22 protein-coding genes are annotated in these 19,478 nt (G+C 73.5%); 7 read left to right on the forward strand and 15 right to left on the reverse strand.

The window, feature by feature from the left end; genetic code table 11:
- The 8 genes from F2B26_RS17305 to F2B26_RS07855 all read right to left on the reverse strand — a co-directional run.
- Positions 1-273 (reverse strand): hypothetical protein (locus tag F2B26_RS17305; protein ID WP_210766847.1); only part of this gene is annotated, 273 nt, incomplete at its 3' end.
- Positions 270-545 (reverse strand): HPr family phosphocarrier protein, encoded by a 276-nt coding sequence (locus F2B26_RS07825; RefSeq protein WP_159808094.1) that lies wholly within the window; start codon positions 543-545, stop codon positions 270-272. The genes F2B26_RS07825 and F2B26_RS17305, both read right to left, overlap by 4 nt.
- A gap of 72 nt (positions 546-617) precedes the next feature.
- Positions 618-2,219, reverse strand: a complete 1,602-nt coding sequence (locus F2B26_RS07830) for a PTS fructose transporter subunit IIC (RefSeq protein WP_159808096.1) — start codon at positions 2,217-2,219, stop codon at positions 618-620.
- A gap of 95 nt (positions 2,220-2,314) precedes the next feature.
- A complete protein-coding gene (locus tag F2B26_RS07835; RefSeq protein WP_159808098.1) occupies positions 2,315-2,770 on the reverse strand; it encodes a PTS sugar transporter subunit IIA in 456 nt (151 codons plus the stop codon).
- A 1-nt stretch (position 2,771) separates the two neighbouring features.
- Positions 2,772-3,719, reverse strand: a complete 948-nt coding sequence (pfkB, locus tag F2B26_RS07840) for a 1-phosphofructokinase (protein WP_159808100.1) — start codon at positions 3,717-3,719, stop codon at positions 2,772-2,774.
- A complete protein-coding gene (locus F2B26_RS07845; protein WP_159808134.1) occupies positions 3,716-4,477 on the reverse strand; it encodes a DeoR/GlpR family DNA-binding transcription regulator in 762 nt (253 codons plus the stop codon). The genes pfkB and F2B26_RS07845 overlap by 4 nt, the downstream gene beginning before the upstream one ends.
- A 217-nt stretch (positions 4,478-4,694) precedes the next feature.
- On the reverse strand, positions 4,695-5,819 hold the full coding sequence (locus F2B26_RS07850) for a GuaB3 family IMP dehydrogenase-related protein (RefSeq protein WP_159808102.1): 1,125 nt from the start codon (positions 5,817-5,819) through the stop codon (positions 4,695-4,697).
- A 79-nt stretch (positions 5,820-5,898) separates the two neighbouring features.
- Positions 5,899-6,726 carry a shikimate 5-dehydrogenase gene (locus tag F2B26_RS07855; RefSeq protein WP_201292658.1) on the reverse strand — a complete coding sequence of 276 codons (828 nt, stop codon included), beginning with the start codon at positions 6,724-6,726 and terminating at the stop codon, positions 5,899-5,901.
- Between the two features lie 149 nt (positions 6,727-6,875).
- On the opposite strand from F2B26_RS07855, the gene F2B26_RS07860 reads away from it, so the two are divergent.
- Positions 6,876-7,595 (forward strand): exonuclease domain-containing protein, encoded by a 720-nt coding sequence (locus tag F2B26_RS07860; protein ID WP_159808106.1) that lies wholly within the window; start codon positions 6,876-6,878, stop codon positions 7,593-7,595.
- Between the two features lie 13 nt (positions 7,596-7,608).
- Here the strand turns inward: F2B26_RS07860 and guaB are convergent, their stop codons facing one another.
- The 3 genes from guaB to F2B26_RS07875 form a co-directional block, all read right to left on the reverse strand.
- Entirely contained in the window at positions 7,609-9,204 is a 1,596-nt protein-coding gene (guaB, locus tag F2B26_RS07865) for an IMP dehydrogenase (RefSeq protein WP_438939178.1), read from the reverse strand.
- Positions 9,205-9,229: 25 nt separating this feature from the next.
- A complete protein-coding gene (locus F2B26_RS07870) occupies positions 9,230-9,895 on the reverse strand; it encodes a response regulator transcription factor (protein WP_159808110.1) in 666 nt (221 codons plus the stop codon).
- A gap of 130 nt (positions 9,896-10,025) precedes the next feature.
- Positions 10,026-10,934, reverse strand: coding sequence for a MerR family transcriptional regulator (locus tag F2B26_RS07875; RefSeq protein WP_159808112.1), 909 nt, complete (start codon positions 10,932-10,934; stop codon positions 10,026-10,028).
- Positions 10,935-11,154: 220 nt separating this feature from the next.
- Between F2B26_RS07875 and F2B26_RS07880 the strand changes: the two genes are divergently transcribed.
- A complete protein-coding gene (locus F2B26_RS07880; protein ID WP_159808114.1) occupies positions 11,155-11,457 on the forward strand; it encodes a WhiB family transcriptional regulator in 303 nt (100 codons plus the stop codon).
- 75 nt (positions 11,458-11,532) lie between these two features.
- Here the strand turns inward: F2B26_RS07880 and groES are convergent, their stop codons facing one another.
- Positions 11,533-11,829 carry a co-chaperone GroES gene (gene groES / locus F2B26_RS07885; protein ID WP_159808116.1) on the reverse strand — a complete coding sequence of 99 codons (297 nt, stop codon included), beginning with the start codon at positions 11,827-11,829 and terminating at the stop codon, positions 11,533-11,535.
- Between the two features lie 212 nt (positions 11,830-12,041).
- On the opposite strand from groES, the gene F2B26_RS07890 reads away from it, so the two are divergent.
- Together F2B26_RS07890 and F2B26_RS07895 are read left to right on the forward strand one after the other, a co-directional pair.
- Positions 12,042-13,223, forward strand: a complete 1,182-nt coding sequence (locus F2B26_RS07890; protein ID WP_159808118.1) for a THUMP-like domain-containing protein — start codon at positions 12,042-12,044, stop codon at positions 13,221-13,223.
- A 160-nt stretch (positions 13,224-13,383) separates the two neighbouring features.
- Positions 13,384-14,529, forward strand: a complete 1,146-nt coding sequence (locus F2B26_RS07895; protein ID WP_159808120.1) for a glutamate--cysteine ligase — start codon at positions 13,384-13,386, stop codon at positions 14,527-14,529.
- Between the two features lie 7 nt (positions 14,530-14,536).
- Here F2B26_RS07895 and F2B26_RS07900 read toward each other — a convergent pair whose 3' ends face one another.
- The 3 genes from F2B26_RS07900 to tsaD form a co-directional block, all read right to left on the reverse strand.
- Positions 14,537-14,857, reverse strand: coding sequence for a FlxA-like family protein (locus tag F2B26_RS07900; protein WP_159808122.1), 321 nt, complete (start codon positions 14,855-14,857; stop codon positions 14,537-14,539).
- Between the two features lie 94 nt (positions 14,858-14,951).
- The gene (locus F2B26_RS07905; protein WP_159808124.1) at positions 14,952-15,614 is read right to left on the reverse strand and encodes a hypothetical protein; all 663 of its coding nucleotides are present in this window, start codon (positions 15,612-15,614) and stop codon (positions 14,952-14,954) included.
- A gap of 55 nt (positions 15,615-15,669) precedes the next feature.
- Complete coding sequence (gene tsaD, locus F2B26_RS07910) at positions 15,670-16,710, reverse strand: tRNA (adenosine(37)-N6)-threonylcarbamoyltransferase complex transferase subunit TsaD (protein ID WP_159808126.1); 1,041 nt, start codon at positions 16,708-16,710, stop codon at positions 15,670-15,672.
- 174 nt (positions 16,711-16,884) lie between these two features.
- Here tsaD and F2B26_RS07915 point away from each other — a divergent pair, with 174 nt between their 5' ends.
- The 3 genes from F2B26_RS07915 to F2B26_RS07925 all read left to right on the forward strand — a co-directional run.
- Positions 16,885-18,264, forward strand: a complete 1,380-nt coding sequence (locus F2B26_RS07915) for an MATE family efflux transporter (protein ID WP_159808128.1) — start codon at positions 16,885-16,887, stop codon at positions 18,262-18,264.
- An 80-nt stretch (positions 18,265-18,344) separates the two neighbouring features.
- The gene (locus tag F2B26_RS07920; RefSeq protein WP_159808130.1) at positions 18,345-18,986 is read left to right on the forward strand and encodes a malonic semialdehyde reductase; all 642 of its coding nucleotides are present in this window, start codon (positions 18,345-18,347) and stop codon (positions 18,984-18,986) included.
- Positions 18,987-19,048: 62 nt separating this feature from the next.
- On the forward strand, positions 19,049-19,478 hold a 430-nt coding region (locus tag F2B26_RS07925; RefSeq protein WP_159808132.1), incomplete at its 3' end, for a hypothetical protein.

Raw genomic sequence — 19,478 nt, forward strand, 5'->3', positions numbered from 1 at the left:
TCGAGCTCCGTCGCGGGCGTGACGTACGCGCGCCCCGACGCCACCTACTTCGACAAGCGGGGCCTGCAACGCTCCGCCGGCTTCTGGGGGCTGTGGGGAATCGGCGTGGCAGCCGTCATCTCCGGCGGGCTTGCCGTCGACGAGAACCGGGGCGTCGGCCGGCACGACGGGGGCCGGACGCACCTGGACGACGGGCCCGACGACACCGCCGCGGCCGACGCCGACACCCGCGAGGCGGGTGCCGGCGTCGACCGTCGAAGGGCTCTGGCTCACTTCTGCTCCTCGTCGAGGTCGGTCGCCAGCAGGGCGACCAGCTCGTCGAGGACGCGGTCGGCGTCCGCACCGTCCGCGCTGAGGGTGACCTCCTCGCCGTGCCCGACGCCCAGCGACATCACGAACAGGATGCTGGAGGCGTCGACCGGGGCACCCCCGGCCTTGGCGATCGTCACCGGGACGGCGGCCGCAGCGACCGCCTGGGTGAAGATCGTGGCGGGTCGGGCGTGCAGCCCCACCCTGGACGCGATGGCGACGGTGCGCTCAGCCATGATGAACCCTTCTTTGCGTGCAGTTGCGACCCACATTAGGCGAACCGGGGATCGGCCCGCCTGGGTCCTCGGTCAGATCGAGACGAGGTCGTCCTCGGCCACCAGGTCGGCGTCCGAGCCGTGGCCGATGCCCTTGGCCACGATCAGCAGGGCCGTCGAGACGACCATCCCGATGAGCAGCGCCAGCAGGAACAGCAGCGGCTGGTGGACGAGCGGGGTGACGAAGATGCCCCCGTGAGGTGCGAGCACCCCGGCACCGAAGGCCATCGACAGACCACCCGTGACGGCACCGCCGACCATGAAGGACGGGATCATGCGCAGCGGGTCGGCCGCGGCGAACGGGATGGCGCCCTCGGAGATGAACGAGAAGCCCAGCAGCCAGGCCGACTTGCCCGACTCACGCTCGGCCTCGGTGAACATCTTCGGGCGCAGCGTGGTGGCGAGTGCGACGGCCAGCGGCGGCACCATGCCGGCAGCCATGACGGCGGCCATGATCTTCGCCTCGGTGCCCGAGCTGCTCGCCGCACCGGAGGCCAGCGCGTTGGACAGGCCCGTGGTGGCGAACACGTAGGCGACCTTGTTGAGCGGGCCACCCAGGTCGAAGCACATCATGAGGCCGAGGACGATGCCGAGCGGGACGAGCGCGGTGGTGCCCAGGCCGTTGAGCCAGCTGGACAGGCCCTCGTTGACGATCTTCATCGGCGGGCCGATGACCAGGACGGTGAGCGCACCGGTGACCAGCGTGGCGACGAGCGGGATGACGACGACCGGCATGAGACCGCGCACGCCCTTGGGGACCTTGCGGTTGACCAGCCACAGCGCCAGGAACCCGGCGAGGAACCCGGTGATGATGCCGCCGAGGAACCCGGCGCCCACGGTCACCGCGAGGGTGCCGCCGACGAAGCCGGGGACGATGCCGGTGCGGTCGGCGATGCCGTAGGCGATGTAGCCGGACAGCGCCGGGACGAGGAACCCGAACGCTGCGGCACCGATCTGGAAGAACGCCACCGCCCACGACGCGGCGGAGAACCAGCCGAAGTGCTGGGCGAAGGTGGTGAGGCCGATCGAGGCGCCCGAGGCCGACAGGTCGATGCCGTGCGCCGCGGCGTAGGCGGCCGCGAAGGTGTTGTCCGCACCGCCGCCGATGATCTTGGTGACCGCGATGGCGCCGTCCTGGCCCCACGCCACGGTCCCGAGCAGGAAGCCGAGGGCGATGAGGATGCCGCCGGCGGCCACGAACGGGATCATGTACGACACGCCGGTCATGAGGTACTGACGGATCCGGCTGCCGACGCCGGGCTTGCGGGCCGGTGCGGCCGGGGCCGCGGCGACGGGCGTCGGGGCCGAGGGCGCACCGGAGGCCTGGGCGGCCTCGACCGCCGCGATGGCCTGGGCGAGCACGCCCGGCGCGTCGTGCACGGCCTTCTTCACGCCGACGTCGACGAACGGCTTGCCGGCGAACCGGTTCTTGTCCTTGACCTCGAGGTCGGCGGCGTAGATGACGCCGTCGGCCGCGGCGATCACGGCGGGGTCGATCGGGGTGGTGCCCGCGGCACCCTGGGTCTCGACGACGACCTCGTGACCGGCAGCCTTGCCTGCCTGTTCGAGGGCCTCGGCGGCCATGTACGTATGGGCGATCCCCGTGGGGCACGAGGAGACGGCGACGAACTTCATGACGGGCCTTCCGGTTCGAGGGGTGGCGGCATCGCCACCCCGGCGTGGTCGGGGCGGAACGGGTGGTGCAGGTGGGGCTGTGGGAGGCCGGGACGTCAGGCGGGGACGACCTCGGTCGTGATGATCCGGGCGACCGTCTCGGCGTCGGTCGCGTCGTTGAGGGACTGCCGGAACTCGGGGTGCACCAGGCGACGGGCCAGCGCCGCGAGGATCTTGAGGTGGTCGGCGTCACCGCTGGCCGGGGCCGCGATGAGGAAGACGAGCGTGGCCGCGCCGTCCGGGGCGCCGAAGTCGACCCCGGCCGGCACCTTGCCGACGGCCAGGCTCGGCACGGTGACGAACTCGGACCGGGCGTGCGGCAGGCCGATCCCGCCGGGCATGCCGGTCGCCATCTGGGCCTCGCGGGCACGCACGTCGGCGTGGAACCCCTCGGCGTCGGTGACCCGGCCGGCCGCGGCCAGCAGGTCGATGAGGGCGCGGGTGGCCTGGTCACGGTCGGCAGCGACCAGGTCGACGGCGACGAGCTCGGGGGTGATCAGAGGGGTGCTCATCTCACAGCTCCTTCAGTGCGAGGGTGGGATCAGGGTCGACGACCAGGTCGACGGTGCTGGCGTCGATCTGCTCGGGGGTCGGTACGGCGGTACCGGGGAGCAGGACCGCGGCGCGGCCCCAGGCGACGGCGGTGACCAGGCGGTGACCGGGGTCGCCGTCCGCGCCGAGGTAGCCGGCCAGGGTGGTGTCACCCGCGCCGACGGTCGAGGCCGGGACGAGGGCGGGCCCGCCGGCCCACCACGTGCGTTCGGCGTCCACGAGCAGCGCGCCGTGCCCGCCGAGGCTGATGAGCACCGACTCGGTGCCCATCGCGATGACGTCACGGGCGGCCCGGACGGCGTCGCCCACCGTGACCAGCTGACGTCCGACGAGCTCGCCGAGCTCGTCCTCGTTGGGCTTGATCACCTGCAGGCCGCCGCCCCGCACCGCGCGGGCCAGCGGCACGCCCGACGTGTCGAGCGCGACCGGCACCCGGTAGCGCGCGGCGAGCCCGGTGAGCCGGGCGAAGAACGCCTCACCGGCGCCGGCGGGCAGGCTGCCTGCGGCGACGAGCACCTCGGGGCGTTCGGCGAGCAGCTCCTCGACGGCCCCGAGCAGGGCGTCGACCTCGGCCGGGCTGAGCGTCGGCCCGGGGGCGTTCACCTTGGTGGTGACCCCGGTGGACTCGACGAGCGTGATGTTGGTGCGGGTCTCCCCCGCGACGCCGACCGGCCGGGCGACGACGTGCTGGTCGGCGAGCAGCCGGACGAGCAGGTCGCCGTCCCGGCCGCCGACGGGGAGCACCGCGACAGTGTCCAGGCCCTGCGCGACGAGGGCCCGCGAGACGTTGATGCCCTTGCCACCCGCGTCGATGTGCGTGGCGTGGGCCCGGTTGACCTCGCCGACCTCGAGCTGCGCGACGTCGAGGGCGCGGTCGACGCTCGGGTTCGGCGTGAGGGTGACGATCATGCGCGCACCACCGTGAGCCCGGTGGCCTCGAGCTCCTCGGCCAGCTCGCGGTCGACACCGGAGTCGGTGATGACGGTGTCGACCTCGGACAGCGGCACGATCGTGGCGAAGTCGACCCGGCCGATCTTGGTCCGGTCCGCGAGCACGACGGTGCGACGGGCAGCACCGACCAGGGCGCGCTTGACGGCGGCCTCGGCCAGGTCGGGGGTGGTCAGACCGCGTTCGACGGACAGCCCGTTGGTGCCGATGAAGGCGACGTCGGCCTGGATCTCGGCGAGGTCGCGCAGCGCCCAGGCACCGACAGCGGCGTAGGTGCGGCCCCGCACCGTGCCGCCGACGAGGTGCAACGTGATGGAGGGCCGGCCGGCGAGCAGCGTCGCGACGGGCAGCGAGTGCGTGACGACCGTGAGCTCCCGGTCCGTCGGCAGCATCTCGGCCAGCCGCACGGTGGTGGTCCCCGCGTCGATGATCACCGCACCAGACTGCGGCAGCTCGTCGAGCGCCGCCTTCGCGATGCGCTCCTTCTCGGGGGCAAGCACGTGCTCGCGGTCGGCGACGGCCGGTTCGAAGCCGAGCCGCTCGACCGGGATCGCACCGCCGTGCACCCGGCGGAGCAGGCCGTGCCGTTCGAGCACGGTGAGGTCACGCCGGATCGTCTCGGGGGTCACGTCGAGCTGGGTGGCGAGGGAGACGACGTCGACCCGCCCCTCGGCCCGAGCGCGGGTCACGATCTCCTGGTGACGCTCCGGTGCGTACACGTCGTTCGACTCCGTTGTCCAAGCGGTCGGCCCGATGCCGACCAGGTCAGGCACTCATCGTGCGACCTTCACGGAGTCATGTCAACAGATTCCCACACAGTCAAACAAAAACGGGGGTCGAACCCACGCACACGGATGCCCGAACCGGACTTTGGTCACAGCCCAGGCAGAGCTGGCAGGGGTCGACACCCGTTCGGGCACCGACCCCGCATGCGGCTCAGCGCGGCTGGTACGGAGAGACGACGACCTCGACCCGCTGGAACTCCTTGAGGTCGGAGTAGCCGGTCGTGGCCATCGCCCGGCGCAGCGCGCCGATGAGGTTGAGCGTGCCGTCGGCCGTGCGCCCCGGGCCGAACAGGATCTGCTGCAACGTGCCCGCGGTGCCCACCTCGACCCGCTCGCCGCGCGGGAGCTCGGGGTGGTGCGCCTCGGAGCCCCAGTGCAGACCGCGACCCGGCGCCTGCTGCGCCCGCGCGAGCGCGGCCCCCAGCATGACGGCGTCGGCACCGCAGGCCAGCGCCTTGACGAGGTCGCCCGAGCGGCCGACGCCGCCGTCCGCGATCACGTGCACGTAGCGGCCGCCCGACTCGTCGAGGTAGTCGCGGCGCGCCGCCGCGACGTCCGCCACGGCCGTGGCCATCGGGGCGTGGATGCCGAGCGAGAGCCGCGTCGTGTGCGCCGCACCCCCGCCAAAACCGACGAGGACACCGGCCGCACCGGTCCGCATGAGGTGCAGCGCCGCCGTGTAGGTCGAGGCACCGCCCACGATGACCGGCACGTCCAGCTCGTAGATGAACCGCTTGAGGTTGAGCGGCTCGGCCCGGCCCGAGACGTGCTCGGCCGAGACCGTCGTGCCCCGGATGACGAACAGGTCGCAGCCGGCCTCGACCACGGTGCGCCAGTGCTCCTGGGTGCGCTGCGGCGACAGGGCGCCGGCGACGGTCACCCCGGCGCTGCGGATCTCCTTGAGCCTGGCCGTGATGAGCTCGGGCTGGATCGGCGCGGAGTAGATCTCCTGCATCCGGGCGGTCGCGTGCTCGGCGTCGAGCCCGGCGATCTCGTCGAGCAGCGGCTGCGGATCGTCGTACCGGGTCCACAGCCCCTCGAGGTCGAGGACCCCCAGACCACCCAGGCGTCCCAGCTCGACGGCCGTGGCGGGGCTCATCACCGAGTCCATCGGCGCCGCGACCACCGGCAGCTCGAAGTGGTAGGCGTCGATCTGCCAGCCGACCGAGACCTCCTCCGGGTCCCGGGTGCGCCGGGAGGGCACCACGGCCACGTCGTCGAAGGAATAGGCCCGCCGACCGCGCTTGCCGCGACCGATCTCGATCTCGCTGCTCACCGTGCCAGGTTACCGGCGCTCACCCCGCGCCCGCCCCACCCGACCACCAGCCGACCCTCCCGGGCGACGGTCGCGGACCTCAGGGCGCCGCGGCGTAGGCCTCGGCGGCGTCGATCTGGGCCGCGGTGGGCCGCACCCCGGTGTAGAGCACGAACTGCTCGGCGGCCTGACGCGCCATCACCTCGTCACCGCGCAGCACCGCGAGCCCGCGGGCCGTCGCGCACCGGACGAGCGGCGTCTCGACCGGCAGGTACACCACGTCGAACACCACGTGGGCGGCCGCCACCGCACTCTCGCCGAACGCCACCTCGTCGACCTCCGGTCCCCCGGCCATCCCCACCGGCGAGGCGTTGACCAGCAGCCCGGGCGCCGAGGCGCCCAGCTCACGCACCACCTGCACGCCGTACCGGGCCGCCAGGGCCGCCCCGCGGTCCAGGTCACGCCCCGGCGGCACGAGCACCACCCCGTCGGTGAACCCGGCGTCCACCAGCGCGGCGAGCACGGCCTTGCCCATCCCGCCGCTGCCGAGCAGCGCGAACGGCAGCGACCGGTCCACGCCGTGGTCGTCGAGCATGCCGCGCACGGCCAGGTAGTCGGTGTTGTAGCCGGTGAGCACGCCGTCGTCGTTGACGATCGTGTTCACGGAGTCGATCACCGCGGCCGACGGGTCGATCGCGTCGAGGAACGGCATGCACGACTCCTTGTAGGGCATCGACACGCTGGCGCCCCGGATGCCGAGCGACCGGATGCCGGCGACGGTCGCACCGATGTCCGAGGAGCTGAACGACTTGTAGACGTAGTTGAGGCCGAGCGCGTCGTACAGGAAGTTGTGGAACCGGTTGCCGTGGTTGCCCGGCCGGGCAGCCAGCGAGATGCACATCTGGGTGTCGCGGTCGATGACGTTCACCATGCGACAAGCCTGGCAGACCGCGCGCAGCGGCGGTCGACCGGGATCGAGACCCGGCCCCGGCCCCGGCCCCGGCCCCGGCGAGGCTCCCGGCCCGTGTCAGCGGGCGGTGTCATCCTGCTGCCACCACGACACGGGGGTGCACTGCGATGACCTGGCGGCACGGGCCGGTGCTCGGCTTCGACACGGAGACCACGGGGGTGGACGTCGAGTCCGACCGCATCGTCACCGCTGCGCTCGTGCACCGCGACGCCGACGGCACCCGGGTGCGCACCTGGCTGCTCGACCCGGGGGTCGAGATCCCCGCGGCGGCGACCGCGATCCACGGGGTGAGCACGCAGCAGGCGCGTGAGCAGGGCCTCGACCCGCGCGTGGCCCTCGAGCAGATCGCCGCCGAGCTCGCCCAGGCGCTGGCCGACGGGGTCCCCGTGGTCGCCTACAACGCCGCCTACGACCTGTGCCTGCTCGACGCCGAGCTGCGCCGGTACGGGCTCGCGACGCTGCCCGACCGGTTGGGCCACGCGCCGCGCCCGGTGCTCGACCCGCTCGTGCTCGACCGCGCCGAGGACCGGTTCCGCCGGGGCAAGCGCCGGCTCGGCGACCTGTGCGGCCACTACGGCGTCGTCGAGTCCGGGTCGCTGCACAGCGCCGACGTCGACGTGGTGGCCACGCTCGACGTGCTGGGTGCGCTCCTCGACCGGTTCCCGCAGCTCGCCGACCTGTCGCTCGACGAGCTGCACGAACGTCAGGTGGACGCGCACCGGGACTGGGCGCTCGAGTTCAACGCCTGGCGGCAGTCCCAGGGGTTCGACGGTCCCGGCGCGCAGACCACCTGGCCGGTGCGGGAACCCGCCGGGACGCTGTGGTGAGCGACGGCGACGCTCAGCGCGCGGTGTAGTTCGGCGCCTCGACCGTCATCTGGATGTCGTGCGGGTGCGACTCCTTGAGCCCGGCCGGGGTGATCCGGACGAACTTCCCGCGCTCCTGCAGCTGCGGGATGGTGTGCGCGCCGACGTAGAACATCGACTGGTGCAGCCCCCCGACCAGCTGGTGCGCGACCGCACCGAGCGGCCCCCGGTAGGGCACCTGACCCTCGATGCCCTCGGGCACGATCTTCTCGTCCGACGGCACGTCGGCCTGGAAGTAGCGGTCCTTGGAGTACGAGACCCGACCGCGGGAGGCCATCGCCCCGAGGGACCCCATCCCGCGGTAGTGCTTGTACTGCTTGCCGTTGACGAAGACCAGCTCGCCCGGCGACTCGTCGCAGCCCGCGAGCAGGGAACCGAGCATCACCGTGTCCGCACCGGCCACGAGTGCCTTGGCGATGTCGCCGGAGTACTGCAGACCACCGTCGCCGATGAGCGGCACCCCGGCCGGCTTGCAGGCCTGCGCCGCCAGGTAGATCGCCGTCACCTGCGGCACACCGACCCCGGCGACGACGCGCGTGGTGCAGATGGAGCCCGGGCCGACGCCGACCTTGACCGCGTCCACCCCGGCGTCGACGAGCGCCTGGGCTCCCTCGCGGGTGGCGACGTTGCCGCCGATCACCTGGACGTGCCGGGTGGCCGGGTCGGACTTGAGCCGTCGCACCATGTCGAGCATGAGCCGGGCGTGTCCGTTGGCCGTGTCGACGACGAGCACGTCGGCGCCGGCCTCGACGAGCGCCGTGGCCCGCTCCCACGCATCGCCGTAGAAACCGATGGCGGCTCCGACCACGAGCCGGCCCTCACCGTCCTTCGTGGCATGCGGGTACTGCTCGGACTTGACGAAGTCCTTGACCGTGATGAGCCCGGCCAGCCGACCGGCCTGGTCGACCAGCGGCAGCTTCTCGATCTTGTGCTTGGCCAGCAGGGCGGCGGCGTCGTCGCGCGCGATCCCCTCGGGCGCGGTGACCAGCGGCATCGAGGTCATGACGTCGCGCACCCGCCGGGTGGCGAACTCCGCCGCCGGCACGAACCGCAGGTCGCGGTTGGTGATGATGCCGACGAGGTGGCGGTCCTCGTCGACCACCGGCAGACCGGACACCCGGTAGGTGCCGCACAGCCGGTCGAGCTCCTCGAGCGTGACGTCCGGCCCGACGGTCACCGGGTCGGTGATCATCCCGGACTCCGAGCGCTTCACCAGGTCGACCTGGTGCGCCTGGTCCGCGATGGACAGGTTGCGGTGCAGCACGCCGAGGCCGCCCTGACGCGCCATCGCGATGGCCATCCGGGCCTCGGTCACGGTGTCCATCGCCGCCGAGACGAGCGGCACGCGGACGCTGATCTCCCGGGTCAGTCGCGAGGTGGTGTCCACCTCGGACGGGATCACATCGGTCTCGCCCGGCAGCAGCAGCACGTCGTCGTACGTCAGCCCGACGAGGCCGAACGGGTCCTGGGTGCGCTCGGTTCCGTCCACCGGACCATCGTACGCGGGCCGCGGGAGGTTCCCCGGAGCGGTCCCTCGGTCCGCGACCGCCCCGTGCGGTGCGCAGCCCATGACGGCCGGCCGCCGTCGGGCGGGTTCAGTGGATGAGGCCCCGACGCATCCCGATCGCCACCGCCTGCGCCCGGTCGGAGGCGCCGAGCTTGCGGAACAGCCGACGGGCGTGGGTCTTCACGGTGTCCTCGGACAGGTAGAGGTCCTGGCCGATCTGGGCGTTGGAGCGTCCGTTGCTCATCCCGACCAGCACCTCGAGCTCACGACGGGTGAGCGCGACGACCGGTCCCGCCGGCACGACCGCACGTTCGGGGTCGGGCGTGCGGGTCTCCTCGGCCCGGACCGCCGTCTGCGTCTCGTCGCGGCCGGACGTCAGGCCGCCGGCCAAGGCCGCGTGCACGTGAGCGGCGACGGCGGCGAGCTCGGAGCGGTTGACGTCCGGGGTGAGGAACCCGCGCGCGCCGAGCGCGAGGGCACGTTCGAGGGCGGGCACGTCGTCCGGACCGGCGAGCATGACGACCGTCGCGGCGGGCGCCACGGTGTGCAGCCGCCGCATCGCCTCGGCAGGGCCGGGCCCGGGCAGGTCGGCGTCCAGCAGCACGACGGCCGGCGGCAGCCTGCGGGCGAGCGTGACCAGCTCGTCGGCGGAGGCGGCAGCCCGCACCGGTGCGAGCAACGGCACACCCAGCGACGTCACGACGATGCGTTCACGGATCGACGCCGTCGCGTGGCACACCACGACCCCGGCCATCTGCCCTCCTCCCGCTCGATGTGCGCGCTCTCCACCGCACCGTTCGGCCTATCGGCTCCTCGGGGCCTCATGTGAGCGTCCTTCCGGGTCGGACGTCCAACCCGTACCGCACACCTGCCCGCGGCACGGCTCAGCCCCCCGCCGCGGCGGACGTGTCGAGCACCGCGCGCAGCTCGTGGATGAGGCCGGCGGCCGACCTGGCACGCTGCACCGCGGGGCCGGTCGGGATCGCGCCGAAGTCCGCCGCGGGCACGAGCACGAGCTGGGCCAGCTCGGGCCGGGCCGCGCTCAGCTCGCCCACGAGGGACAGGTCGTCACCGACCCGTTCGGAGACGGTGACGACGGCGCGGGCGCGGGTCATCGCGGCCAGCTCGACCAGGTGCCGGCCGATGAGCGGCCCGGAGACGAGCCGTGCGTCCACCTCGGAGATCGCGGCGGCCACCGCGTGCAGCACGAGCGGCCGGGGCGCACCGGGCGGCGCGGTGAGCAGCACCAGACCTGCGGCGGGGTGCGTGCGACGCTCCGAGGTGCGTCGCCGCACGGCCTGGACGACGGCGTGCTCGAGCGCCAGGTCGGCGTCCAGCCCCGGCCGGTCGAGCACGGTGCGACGCTGCAGCAGCTCACGTGCCGGGGCGACCAGACCGGCCCACCAGTCGACGGCGTCCTCCTGGTCGCCCAGCCGCAACAACGAGGCGAGCCGCTCCTCGTCGGCGGCGAGCGCGGCGTCGACCACCGCCTGCGGCGACCGGTCGGCACTCAGCAGCCGGGCGCTGCCCTCGGCCGGCTCCCCGAGCGCGACCCGGGCGGCGTCGGCCGGGGCCAGCCCGTCGAGGGTGAGACGGCGCATGACCATGAGCCGTTCGACGTCCCGCGGGCCGTAGCGGCGGTGGGCGCCGGCCGCGTGCTCGCTCGGGCCGAGCCCGTAGCGGCGGTCCCAGGTGCGCAGCGTCGCCGGTGCGACCCCGAGCCGCCTCGCCACCGCGGCGACGGCGAGCCCGGGTGCGGCCTCGCCCGGACCGGGTGGCTCAGCACTGCTCACCACGCGATTCTGCCAGCCCGACCCGTTTCATGACGGGCGATGCACAACCCGGCCGCCCCGACCTGAGCAGGGCGATCGCCCGCAGCCGACCCAAAACGAGTCACCCGCCCAAGTGCGCGACCGGGTATTGAACAACTTCTGGCGCGGTTGTACGGTGGCGCGACACGCTGCGCAGGCACCACGGGCCGCCGCGCCGCACGTATCGACAGGGGAGCACCCAATGGCTGAGATCTCACGACTGCCCGGACCCGTGATGGACCTGTGGGAGTGGCAGTTCGAAGGCGCGTGCCGCGACGCCGACCCGACGTTGTTCTTCCACCCCGAGGGCGAGCGCGGTGCGGCCCGACGCCGCCGCGCCGAGACGGCCAAGGCGATCTGCGCCACCTGCCCGGTGCTCACCCAGTGCCGCGAGCAGTCCCTCCAGGTGCGCGAGCCCTACGGGGTGTGGGGCGGCCTGTCGGAGGAGGAGCGGACCGAGATCGTCGCGCGCCGCCAGCGCGCCGCGCAGGCGCACGCCGGCTGACCCACCCCGCGCAGCAACGACGAAGGCTCCCTCCCGACCTCGGGAGGGAGCCTTCGTGGTGCTGGGATCAGCAGGTCACTTCTCGACGACCGCCAGGACGTCGCGGGCCGAGAGGATGAGGAACTCCTCGCCGGCGTACTTGACCTCGGTGCCGCCGTACTTGGAGTAGATGACCTTGTCACCGACCTTGACGTCCAGCGGGACGCGGTTGCCCTTGTCGTCGATGCGACCCGGGCCGATGGCCAGGACCTCGCCCTCCTGGGGCTTCTCCTTGGCGCTGTCCGGGATGACGAGCCCGGAAGCCGTGGTGGTCTCGGCCTCGAGGGCCTTCACCACGATCCGGTCCTCGAGCGGCTTGATGGAGACCGACACTGCGGACCTCCCCTTCGCGTGTGAGTAGTACGTCCATGTCTGGTTCGCACCGTCGGGCCACGTCGTCGCGGGTGCCGGGACCTGGGGCGCGCGTTGGCACACTCACCTGGAGAGTGCCAACGGCACCACTCTAGGAACCGGTTAGCACTCGGTCAAGGCGAGTGCCAGGTGGGCGCACGGCTGCCACCCCGGTACCGTGCAAGGATCGCCGCATGGACGCCGACGGCCTGGCCCGCCTCATGCGGCCCGACGGCTGGGAGCTGCTCGCCGGGCTGCCGCCGTACGACGAGCGCGAGGCGCTGCACCTGTCCGAACGCCTCACCCGCGCCGGCGTCGAGCCTGCCCTGGTCGCCGCCGCGCTCACCCAGTCGCGGCTGCGCGCCAAGGCCCGGGCCAAGCTCGGCGACTTCGCCGACGGGATGCTCTTCACCAGCCAGGGGCTGGAGCAGGCCACACGACTGGTCGTCGCCGCGCACCACGCCCGGCGCTACCGCGACGCCGGGGTGCACGTCGTCGCCGACCTCACCACCGGGCTCGGCGCCGACGCCCTCGCGTTCGCCGGCGTCGGGCTGCAGGTGATCGCCGCCGAGCAGGACGAGACCACGGCCGCCCTGGCGACCGTCAACCTGCGGTTCTTCCCCGAGGTGCAGGTCCGGCACACCGACGGCCTCACGCTCGACCTGAGCGAGGTCGACGCGCTGTACGCCGACCCGGCGCGACGGCGACGGTCCGGCACCCGGGTGTTCGACCCGGCCGCTTTCAGCCCCCCGCTCGACGCGGTGCTCGCGATGCGCGCCAGGGTGCCGGCGCTCGGCATCAAGCTCGGCCCCGGTCTGGCGCACTCCGCCGTCCCGCCGGAGGCGCACGCGCAGTGGGTGAGCGTGGACGGCGACGTCGTCGAGGTGGGGCTGTGGTTCGGGCCGCTGGCGCCCGAGGGTCCCGGCCGCTCGGCGCTCGTGCTCGACGCGCACGGGGCGCACACCGTGGCCGCCGGTCCGGACGACGCCGCGCACCCACCCGTCGGCCCGGTCGGCAGCTACCTCTACGAGCCCGACGGTGCCGTGATCCGCGCCGGTCTGGTCTCCGCCGTCGTGCGGGAGGTGGGCGGGCGGCTCGTCGACCCGACCATCGCCTACGTCACCGGCGACCACCTCGTGACCTCCCCGGTCGCCACCGGGTACCGGGTGCTCGACGACCTGCCGTTCGGCCTCAAACCGCTGCGGGCCTACCTGCGCGCACGGGGCATCGGGACGCTGGAGATCAAGAAGCGCGGCACCGCCGTCACCCCCGAGCAGCTGCGCAGCCAGCTCGCGCTGCGCGGCGACCGCGCGGCCACGCTCGTGCTCACCCGGGTCGCCGGGGCGCAGCGGGTGCTCGTCGTCGAACGGCTCTGAGCGCACCGGACCCGGATGTGAACGCCGGCGGTCCACGGTGCGGACACGCCCGCCGCGCCCGGCACGTCGGTGACACGCCGCACGCAGCGGCGGCCGGGCGCCCGTGCGAGGATCGCGCCATGCACGCCAGGGCGCCGCACATCGCGACCAGGACCCCGTGATGGCGACCCCCGCCCCGATCGGGTTCACCGCCTCCCCCCGCTCCACCGTGGGCCTGGAGTGGGAGGTCGCGCTCGTCGACGCCGACTCCGGCGACCTGCGCCAGGCGGCCGCCGCGATCCTCGCCCAGGTCTCCCCCGACGGCTCCGAGCACCCGGCCATCAAGCAGGAACTGCTGCTCAACACGATCGAGGTCGCGTCGGGCGTGTGCCGCACCGTCGGTGAGGCGGTCGGCGACCTGCGTCGCGCGCTCGACCAGGTGCAGGAGATCGCCACCCCGCTGCGCATCGAGCTGGCCGGCGGCGGCACCCACCCGTTCGCGCAGGCCTCGCGGCAGAAGGTGACCGACAAGGAGCGGTACGCCACGCTCATCGACCGCACCCAGTGGTGGGGCCGGCAGATGCTCATCTACGGCGTGCACGTGCACGTGGGCATCGAGGACCGGGACAAGGTGCTGCCGATCTCGCGCGCGCTCATGACGGTGTTCCCGCACCTGCAGTCGCTGTCCGCGTCCTCGCCGTTCTGGGGCGGGGAGGACACCGGTTACGCCTCCAACCGGGCGCTGCTGTTCCAGCAGCTGCCGACGGCCGGTCTGCCGCCCGGGTTCGACGAGTGGCACCAGCTCGAGCAGTACGTCGGCGACATGCTGCACGTGGGCGTCATCGACCAGTTCAACGAGCTGCGCTGGGACATCCGCCCCGCACCGCACTTCGGCACGCTGGAGATCCGGGTGGCCGACGGCGCGACCAACCTGCTCGAGCTGGGTGCGGTGAGCGCGCTCACGCACTGCTTCGTCGAGCACTTCTCCACCCTGCTCGACGAGGGGCGCCCGCTGCCGACCATGCCGACCTGGTTCCTGCAGGAGAACAAGTGGCGCTCGGCCCGCTACGGCATGGACGCGATCATCATCACGAACGACGCCGGTGACGAGGAGCTCGTCACCGACTCGGTGACCCGGTGGGTGGCCGACCTCGCCCCGGTGGCCGAACGGCTGGGCTGCACGGACGAGCTCGCCCAGGTGGCGACCATCGTGCGCCGCGGTGCGTCGTACCAGCGCCAGCGCACCGTCGCCCGGCGCAACGACGGCGACCTGGCCGCGGTGGTCCGCTCGCTGGTCGAGGAGATGGCGGCCGGTCGGCCGCTGTGAGCCGCGCCTAGAGCGCGACGTCGACCCGCCAGCCGGCGCCGTCGGCCGACCGCGCCGGAGCGGACGTCGCCGATGCGACGGGCGAGGGGGCCAGCGTCGCGGACGGCTGCTGCTGGGACTGCTGGTTCTGCAGCGCGGCGATCCTGGCCTCGAGCACCATGATCTGCTGGCTGATGAGCTGCTGCTTGAGCGCCTTGGTCTTGGCGTCGTCCGTCGAGGTCACCTCCGCCTTGAGCTCCTTGGTGAGCCGGGTGACCTGCTTGCGCAGGGCCTCGATCTGGCTGATGACGGAGGTGGTCACGGTCGGTCCGACGGGCGAGACGTTCATGGGGTGGTGCTCTCCTTGCTGCTCAGGAGTCCCATCGGCAGACAGCACGAGATCTGAGCGACGACGCGGCGCGCGCCGACCGCATCGCACGCGCTCACGGCTCGATCCAGGTCCAGGAGGCCAGCACGGTGTCCCGGAACTGCTCCGCGTCCAGCCGCAGCGGTGCGTGCCGGACCCCGATCACGTAGGCCCACCCGTCGTGGTCGAGGTGGATGTCGGTGATCCGCGAGCCGGTGGGCAGCACCGCGGTACGACGCCAGGCAGGTCCGATCGGCGTCATAACCTCGCGCACCGGCTGCTCCCAGGTGACCGGACCCGGGCGCGGGACCACCCGCACGGGCGCCGCCGTGAGGACGTTGTCGCCGTGCACCCACCCCACACGCCCGAGGCACACCACCGCGAACCACAGGTCGGGCGCGACCTGGACCTCCACGTCGGTCCGCGAGCCGTCGGGGCCGAGCACCTCCTGGCGCCGTACCGGCCGGCACGGCAGCCGCAGGCGCTCGCCCGGCCGACCGTCACCGAACGGGAGCACCTCGACCGGGACGCCCAGCTCGTACGGGTCCGTCGGGTACCACGGCAGCCGCAGCCGGACCCGGTAGAACCGCAGGTGCAGCGGTGCGCGCAGCAGGCTCCGGCGCAGCTCGGGGTCGGTCGTGGACCGCGCCGCCTCGAGCACCACGACCAGCCGGGTGAGCACCGTCGGGCCGACGACCAGCATGGCGACGACGAGAAGGACGACGAGGACGTCACGCACACCGGGGCGATCGGCAGGCCTCCGGCCCGGCTGAGGCCGACGGGGGGAAGACCCCTCAGACGAGCACCTGGGTGAGCGGCATCGTGGAGTCCACCCCGAAGTCGGCCGGGCTGGCGGGCAGGCCGCGCGTGACGACGGCCGACCCCAGGGCCGCGATCATCGCCCCGTTGTCGGTGCAGTATCGGATCGGCGGGATGCGCAGCTCGATGCCGGCCTGCTCGCAGCGCACCGCCGCGAGCTCGCGCAGCTGGGAGTTGGCCGAGAAGCCGCCGCCGATGACGAGTGTGGACACCCCGTGGGCCTTGGCCGCGGCGATCGACTTGGCGGTGAGCACATCGGCGACGGCGGCCGAGAACGAAGCGGCCACATCGGGCAGCGGCACCGGCTCACCGGCGTCCTGCCGGGCCTCGACCCAGCGCGCCACGGCCGTCTTGAGACCGGAGAACGAGAAGTCGGTGGCGTGCGTGGCCTGGTCCTTGGCGGCGTTGAGGCCGCGCGGGAACCGGATGGCCGTCGGGTCGCCCTCGCGGGCCAGCCGGTCGATGTGCGGGCCGCCGGGGTAGGGCAGCCCGAGCAGGCGCCCCACCTTGTCGAACGCCTCGCCGGCCGCGTCGTCGAGCGTCGAGCCGAGCTCGGTGACGTGCACGGTGTCCTCGAGCAGCAGCAGCGAGGAGTGCCCACCGGAGACGACGAGCGCCATCACCTGCTCACCGAACGGGCCGTGCACCAGCTCGTCGACCACGGCGTGCCCGACGACGTGGTTGACGCCGTACAGCGGCTTGCCCAGCGCGAGCGCGAGCGCCTTGGCTGCGGCCGTGCCCACGGTGAGCGGGCCGACCAGCCCCGGCCCAGCGGTGACGGCGACCGCGTCGACGTCGGCAAGACCAACCCCTGCCGCGTCCAGCGCCCGGGTGAGGGTCGGCACCATCGCCTCGAGATGGGCGCGGGAGGCGATCTCCGGGATGATCCCGCCGAACCGGGCGTGCTCGTCGACGGAGGAGGCGACCTCGTCGGCCAGCAGCTCGTGGCCTCGGACGAGGCCGACACCCGTCTCGTCGCAGGAGGACTCCAGGCCGAGGACGAGCGGGGCAGGCACGGTCCCAGGATAGGTGGACAGCACGGTCCCCCGGGCGGGCGGACTTTCTCGAAACGATTCGACAGGTCGCCGTGGGACGGCCTACCGTGGTGCTGCGGACGCAGGAGCACCTCCTCGGAGACCATGCGACGACACCACCCCGCCCGAACCACCCGCTCGTCGGAGCACCCCCGCATGACCACCTCGTTGACCTCCGGTCCCCCCGCCCGCCTCATCGCCGCCTTCGCGCTGCCGCTGCTCGTCGGCAGCGTCGTGCAGCAGCTGTACTCCCTCGTCGACGCCGCCGTCGTCGGGCGCTTCATCGGCGTGGACGCGCTCGCCGCCGTCGGGTCGACCGGCGGGCTCGCATTCTTGCTCATCGGCTTCACGCTCGGGGCGACCAGCGGCTTCGCCATCCCGGTGGCCCATGCCTTCGGTGCCGCGGACCTGCCGGCGCTGCGCCGGGCCGTCGTGGCCGGGACGGTAGCCTGCGTCGGCATCGCCGTGGTCCTCACGGCGGTGTCCGTGCCGCTGTCGCGCCCGGTGCTCGCCGCGCTCAACACCCCGGCCGAGCTGCTCGACGACGCGACGACGTTCGCCGCCGTCCAGTTCGGCGGGATCGGCGCGATGCTCGCGTTCACCTACCTGTGCGGTGTGATCCGCGCCCTGGGTGACTCCCGCACGCCGCTGCTGCTGCTCGTCGGCTCGTGCGTGCTCAACGCCGGGCTCGTCGTGCTCCTCGTCGGCCCGCTGCACAGCGGGGTGGCCGGGGCCGCCCTCGCCACGATCATCGCGCAGCTGCTGGCCACCGCGATCGGGCTGGTGGTGGTCGTGCGCACGATGCCCGAGCTGCGGCTGCCCCGCGCCGACCGGACCGTGTCCCGGCCGGCGCTGCGCGAGACGCTGCGCATCGGGCTGCCGATGGGGTTCCAGATGTCGATCGTGGCGATCGGCGCGATCGCGCTGCAGTACGCCATCAACGGGCTCGGCGCCCAGGCGGTCGCGGCGTTCACCGCCGCGATGCGGGTGGACCAGCTCGCCATCGCACCGCTCGCCGCGCTCGGGGTGGCCACGGCCACGTTCGTCGCCCAGAACCGTGGTGCGCTGGCCTGGGCCCGGATCCGCAAGGGCACCGCGCAGACGTCGGCCATGGCGGTGGGCACCGCGATCGTCGTCGGGGCGGTGACGATCGTGGCGGGCCCGACGCTCGTCGAGGCGTTCGTCGGCCCGGGCAACGAGCCCGTCGTCGAGCTGGCGCGCACCTACTTCTGGGTCAACGGGCCGCTCTACTCGGCCGTGGGCGTGCTGTTCGTCATCCGCAACGCGCTGCAGGGGCTCGGCCTGGCCGGCTGGCCGACCGTGGCCGGCGTCTTCGAGCTGGTGGCCCGGACCGCGGCCGCGCTGCTGCTCGTCGGCCCGCTCGGCTTCCTGGGGGTCTCGATGGCCGCGCCGCTGGCCTGGTTCGGTGCGCTCGCGCCGCTGCTCGTCGCCTGGTACTCGCGGCGGCGCAGGCTCATCGCCGACGAGCAGGTCGCCCAGCTCGAGGCGGCCCACCGGACCCCGGTGGCCGCCTGAGCCGCACCGACCGCACGGCTGTGTGAGAGGGATCACAGCACAGGTGGGATGAATGCTGGTGGCAGAGCGTTCATCCAGACATGAGCGCTGACCTCGACCTCTCCGACCCGAGCCCCCTGACCGAGGAGCCGTCCTCGATCACCGAGCGCGACGCCGACCTGCTCTTCCGGCAGGCCCGCACCGTCCGCTCCTTCACCGACCAGCCGGTCACCCAGGCCGAGCTCCAGGCCGCCTGGGACCTGGCCAAGTGGGGCCCCACCGCGATGAACACCGGGCCGCTGCGCGTCCTCGTCGTCGCGACGCCCGCCGCGCGCGAGCGGCTCGCCGCCCACATGAACGACGGCAACAAGCAGCGCGTGCTCGACGCCCCGGTCAGCCTCGTGCTCGCCGCCGACCCCCGGTTCCACACCACCCTCCCGGTGCTCGCCCCGCACGCCTCCGAGCGCGCCGCCGAGCTCGAGTCGGCCCCCCAGGTCCGCGCCGCCATGGCCCGCACCAACGCGCTGTTGCAGAGCGGCTACCTCATCGTCGCGCTGCGCGCCGTCGGCCTGGGCGTCGGGCCGATGAGCGGGATGGACGCCGCGGGCATCGACGCCGACCTGCTCGCCGAGGACGGCTGGAGCTCGCTCATGGTGCTCAACGTCGGCCACGTCGCCGGTGACGGCGACGCCTTCCCGCGCGCCGCCCGCCTCGACTGGGCGCAGGCCACCCGCACCCTCTGAGCGCCCCACGGCGGGCGCGGCCGGACGTTCACACCGGCGCGCCGGGTGCCGATCACACGGGTGTGACCTCTCCCGTCGGGCAGCGACCACCTGGTATCGACGACGCACCGGCGCGCCGGGCGGCCCGTCGGCCCGCCCATCTGCAGCCCAGCGCGCCGTCCGCACCCGCCCGGGTGGGACGACTCGTCACCCTGCCCACCGACGGGCGCCGCGTGCCCGGCACCCTCGTGGTGAGCTCCGGGGCGGCCGCGCTCACCGCCGTCGTCCTGGTCACCGAGCTGTCGACCACGGGCCTGGACCAGCCCGGGGCCGCAGCCCTGCTTGGCCTCGCCCTCGTGGCCGCCGCCACCGGCGTCTACCGCGTCGCCGCTCGGCTCGACGCGCCCTGGCCGGTCCGGGTGGTCGCCGCGCTCACCGTCGTGCTCGTGAGCCTCGGGCTGCCGCACATGACGGTCGCCGACGCCGCACTGCTCGCGGGGACCTGCGGCGCGG

This window comes from Cellulomonas citrea (assembly GCF_009829685.1).
In the GTDB taxonomy this organism is placed as follows: domain Bacteria; phylum Actinomycetota; class Actinomycetes; order Actinomycetales; family Cellulomonadaceae; genus Cellulomonas; species Cellulomonas citrea.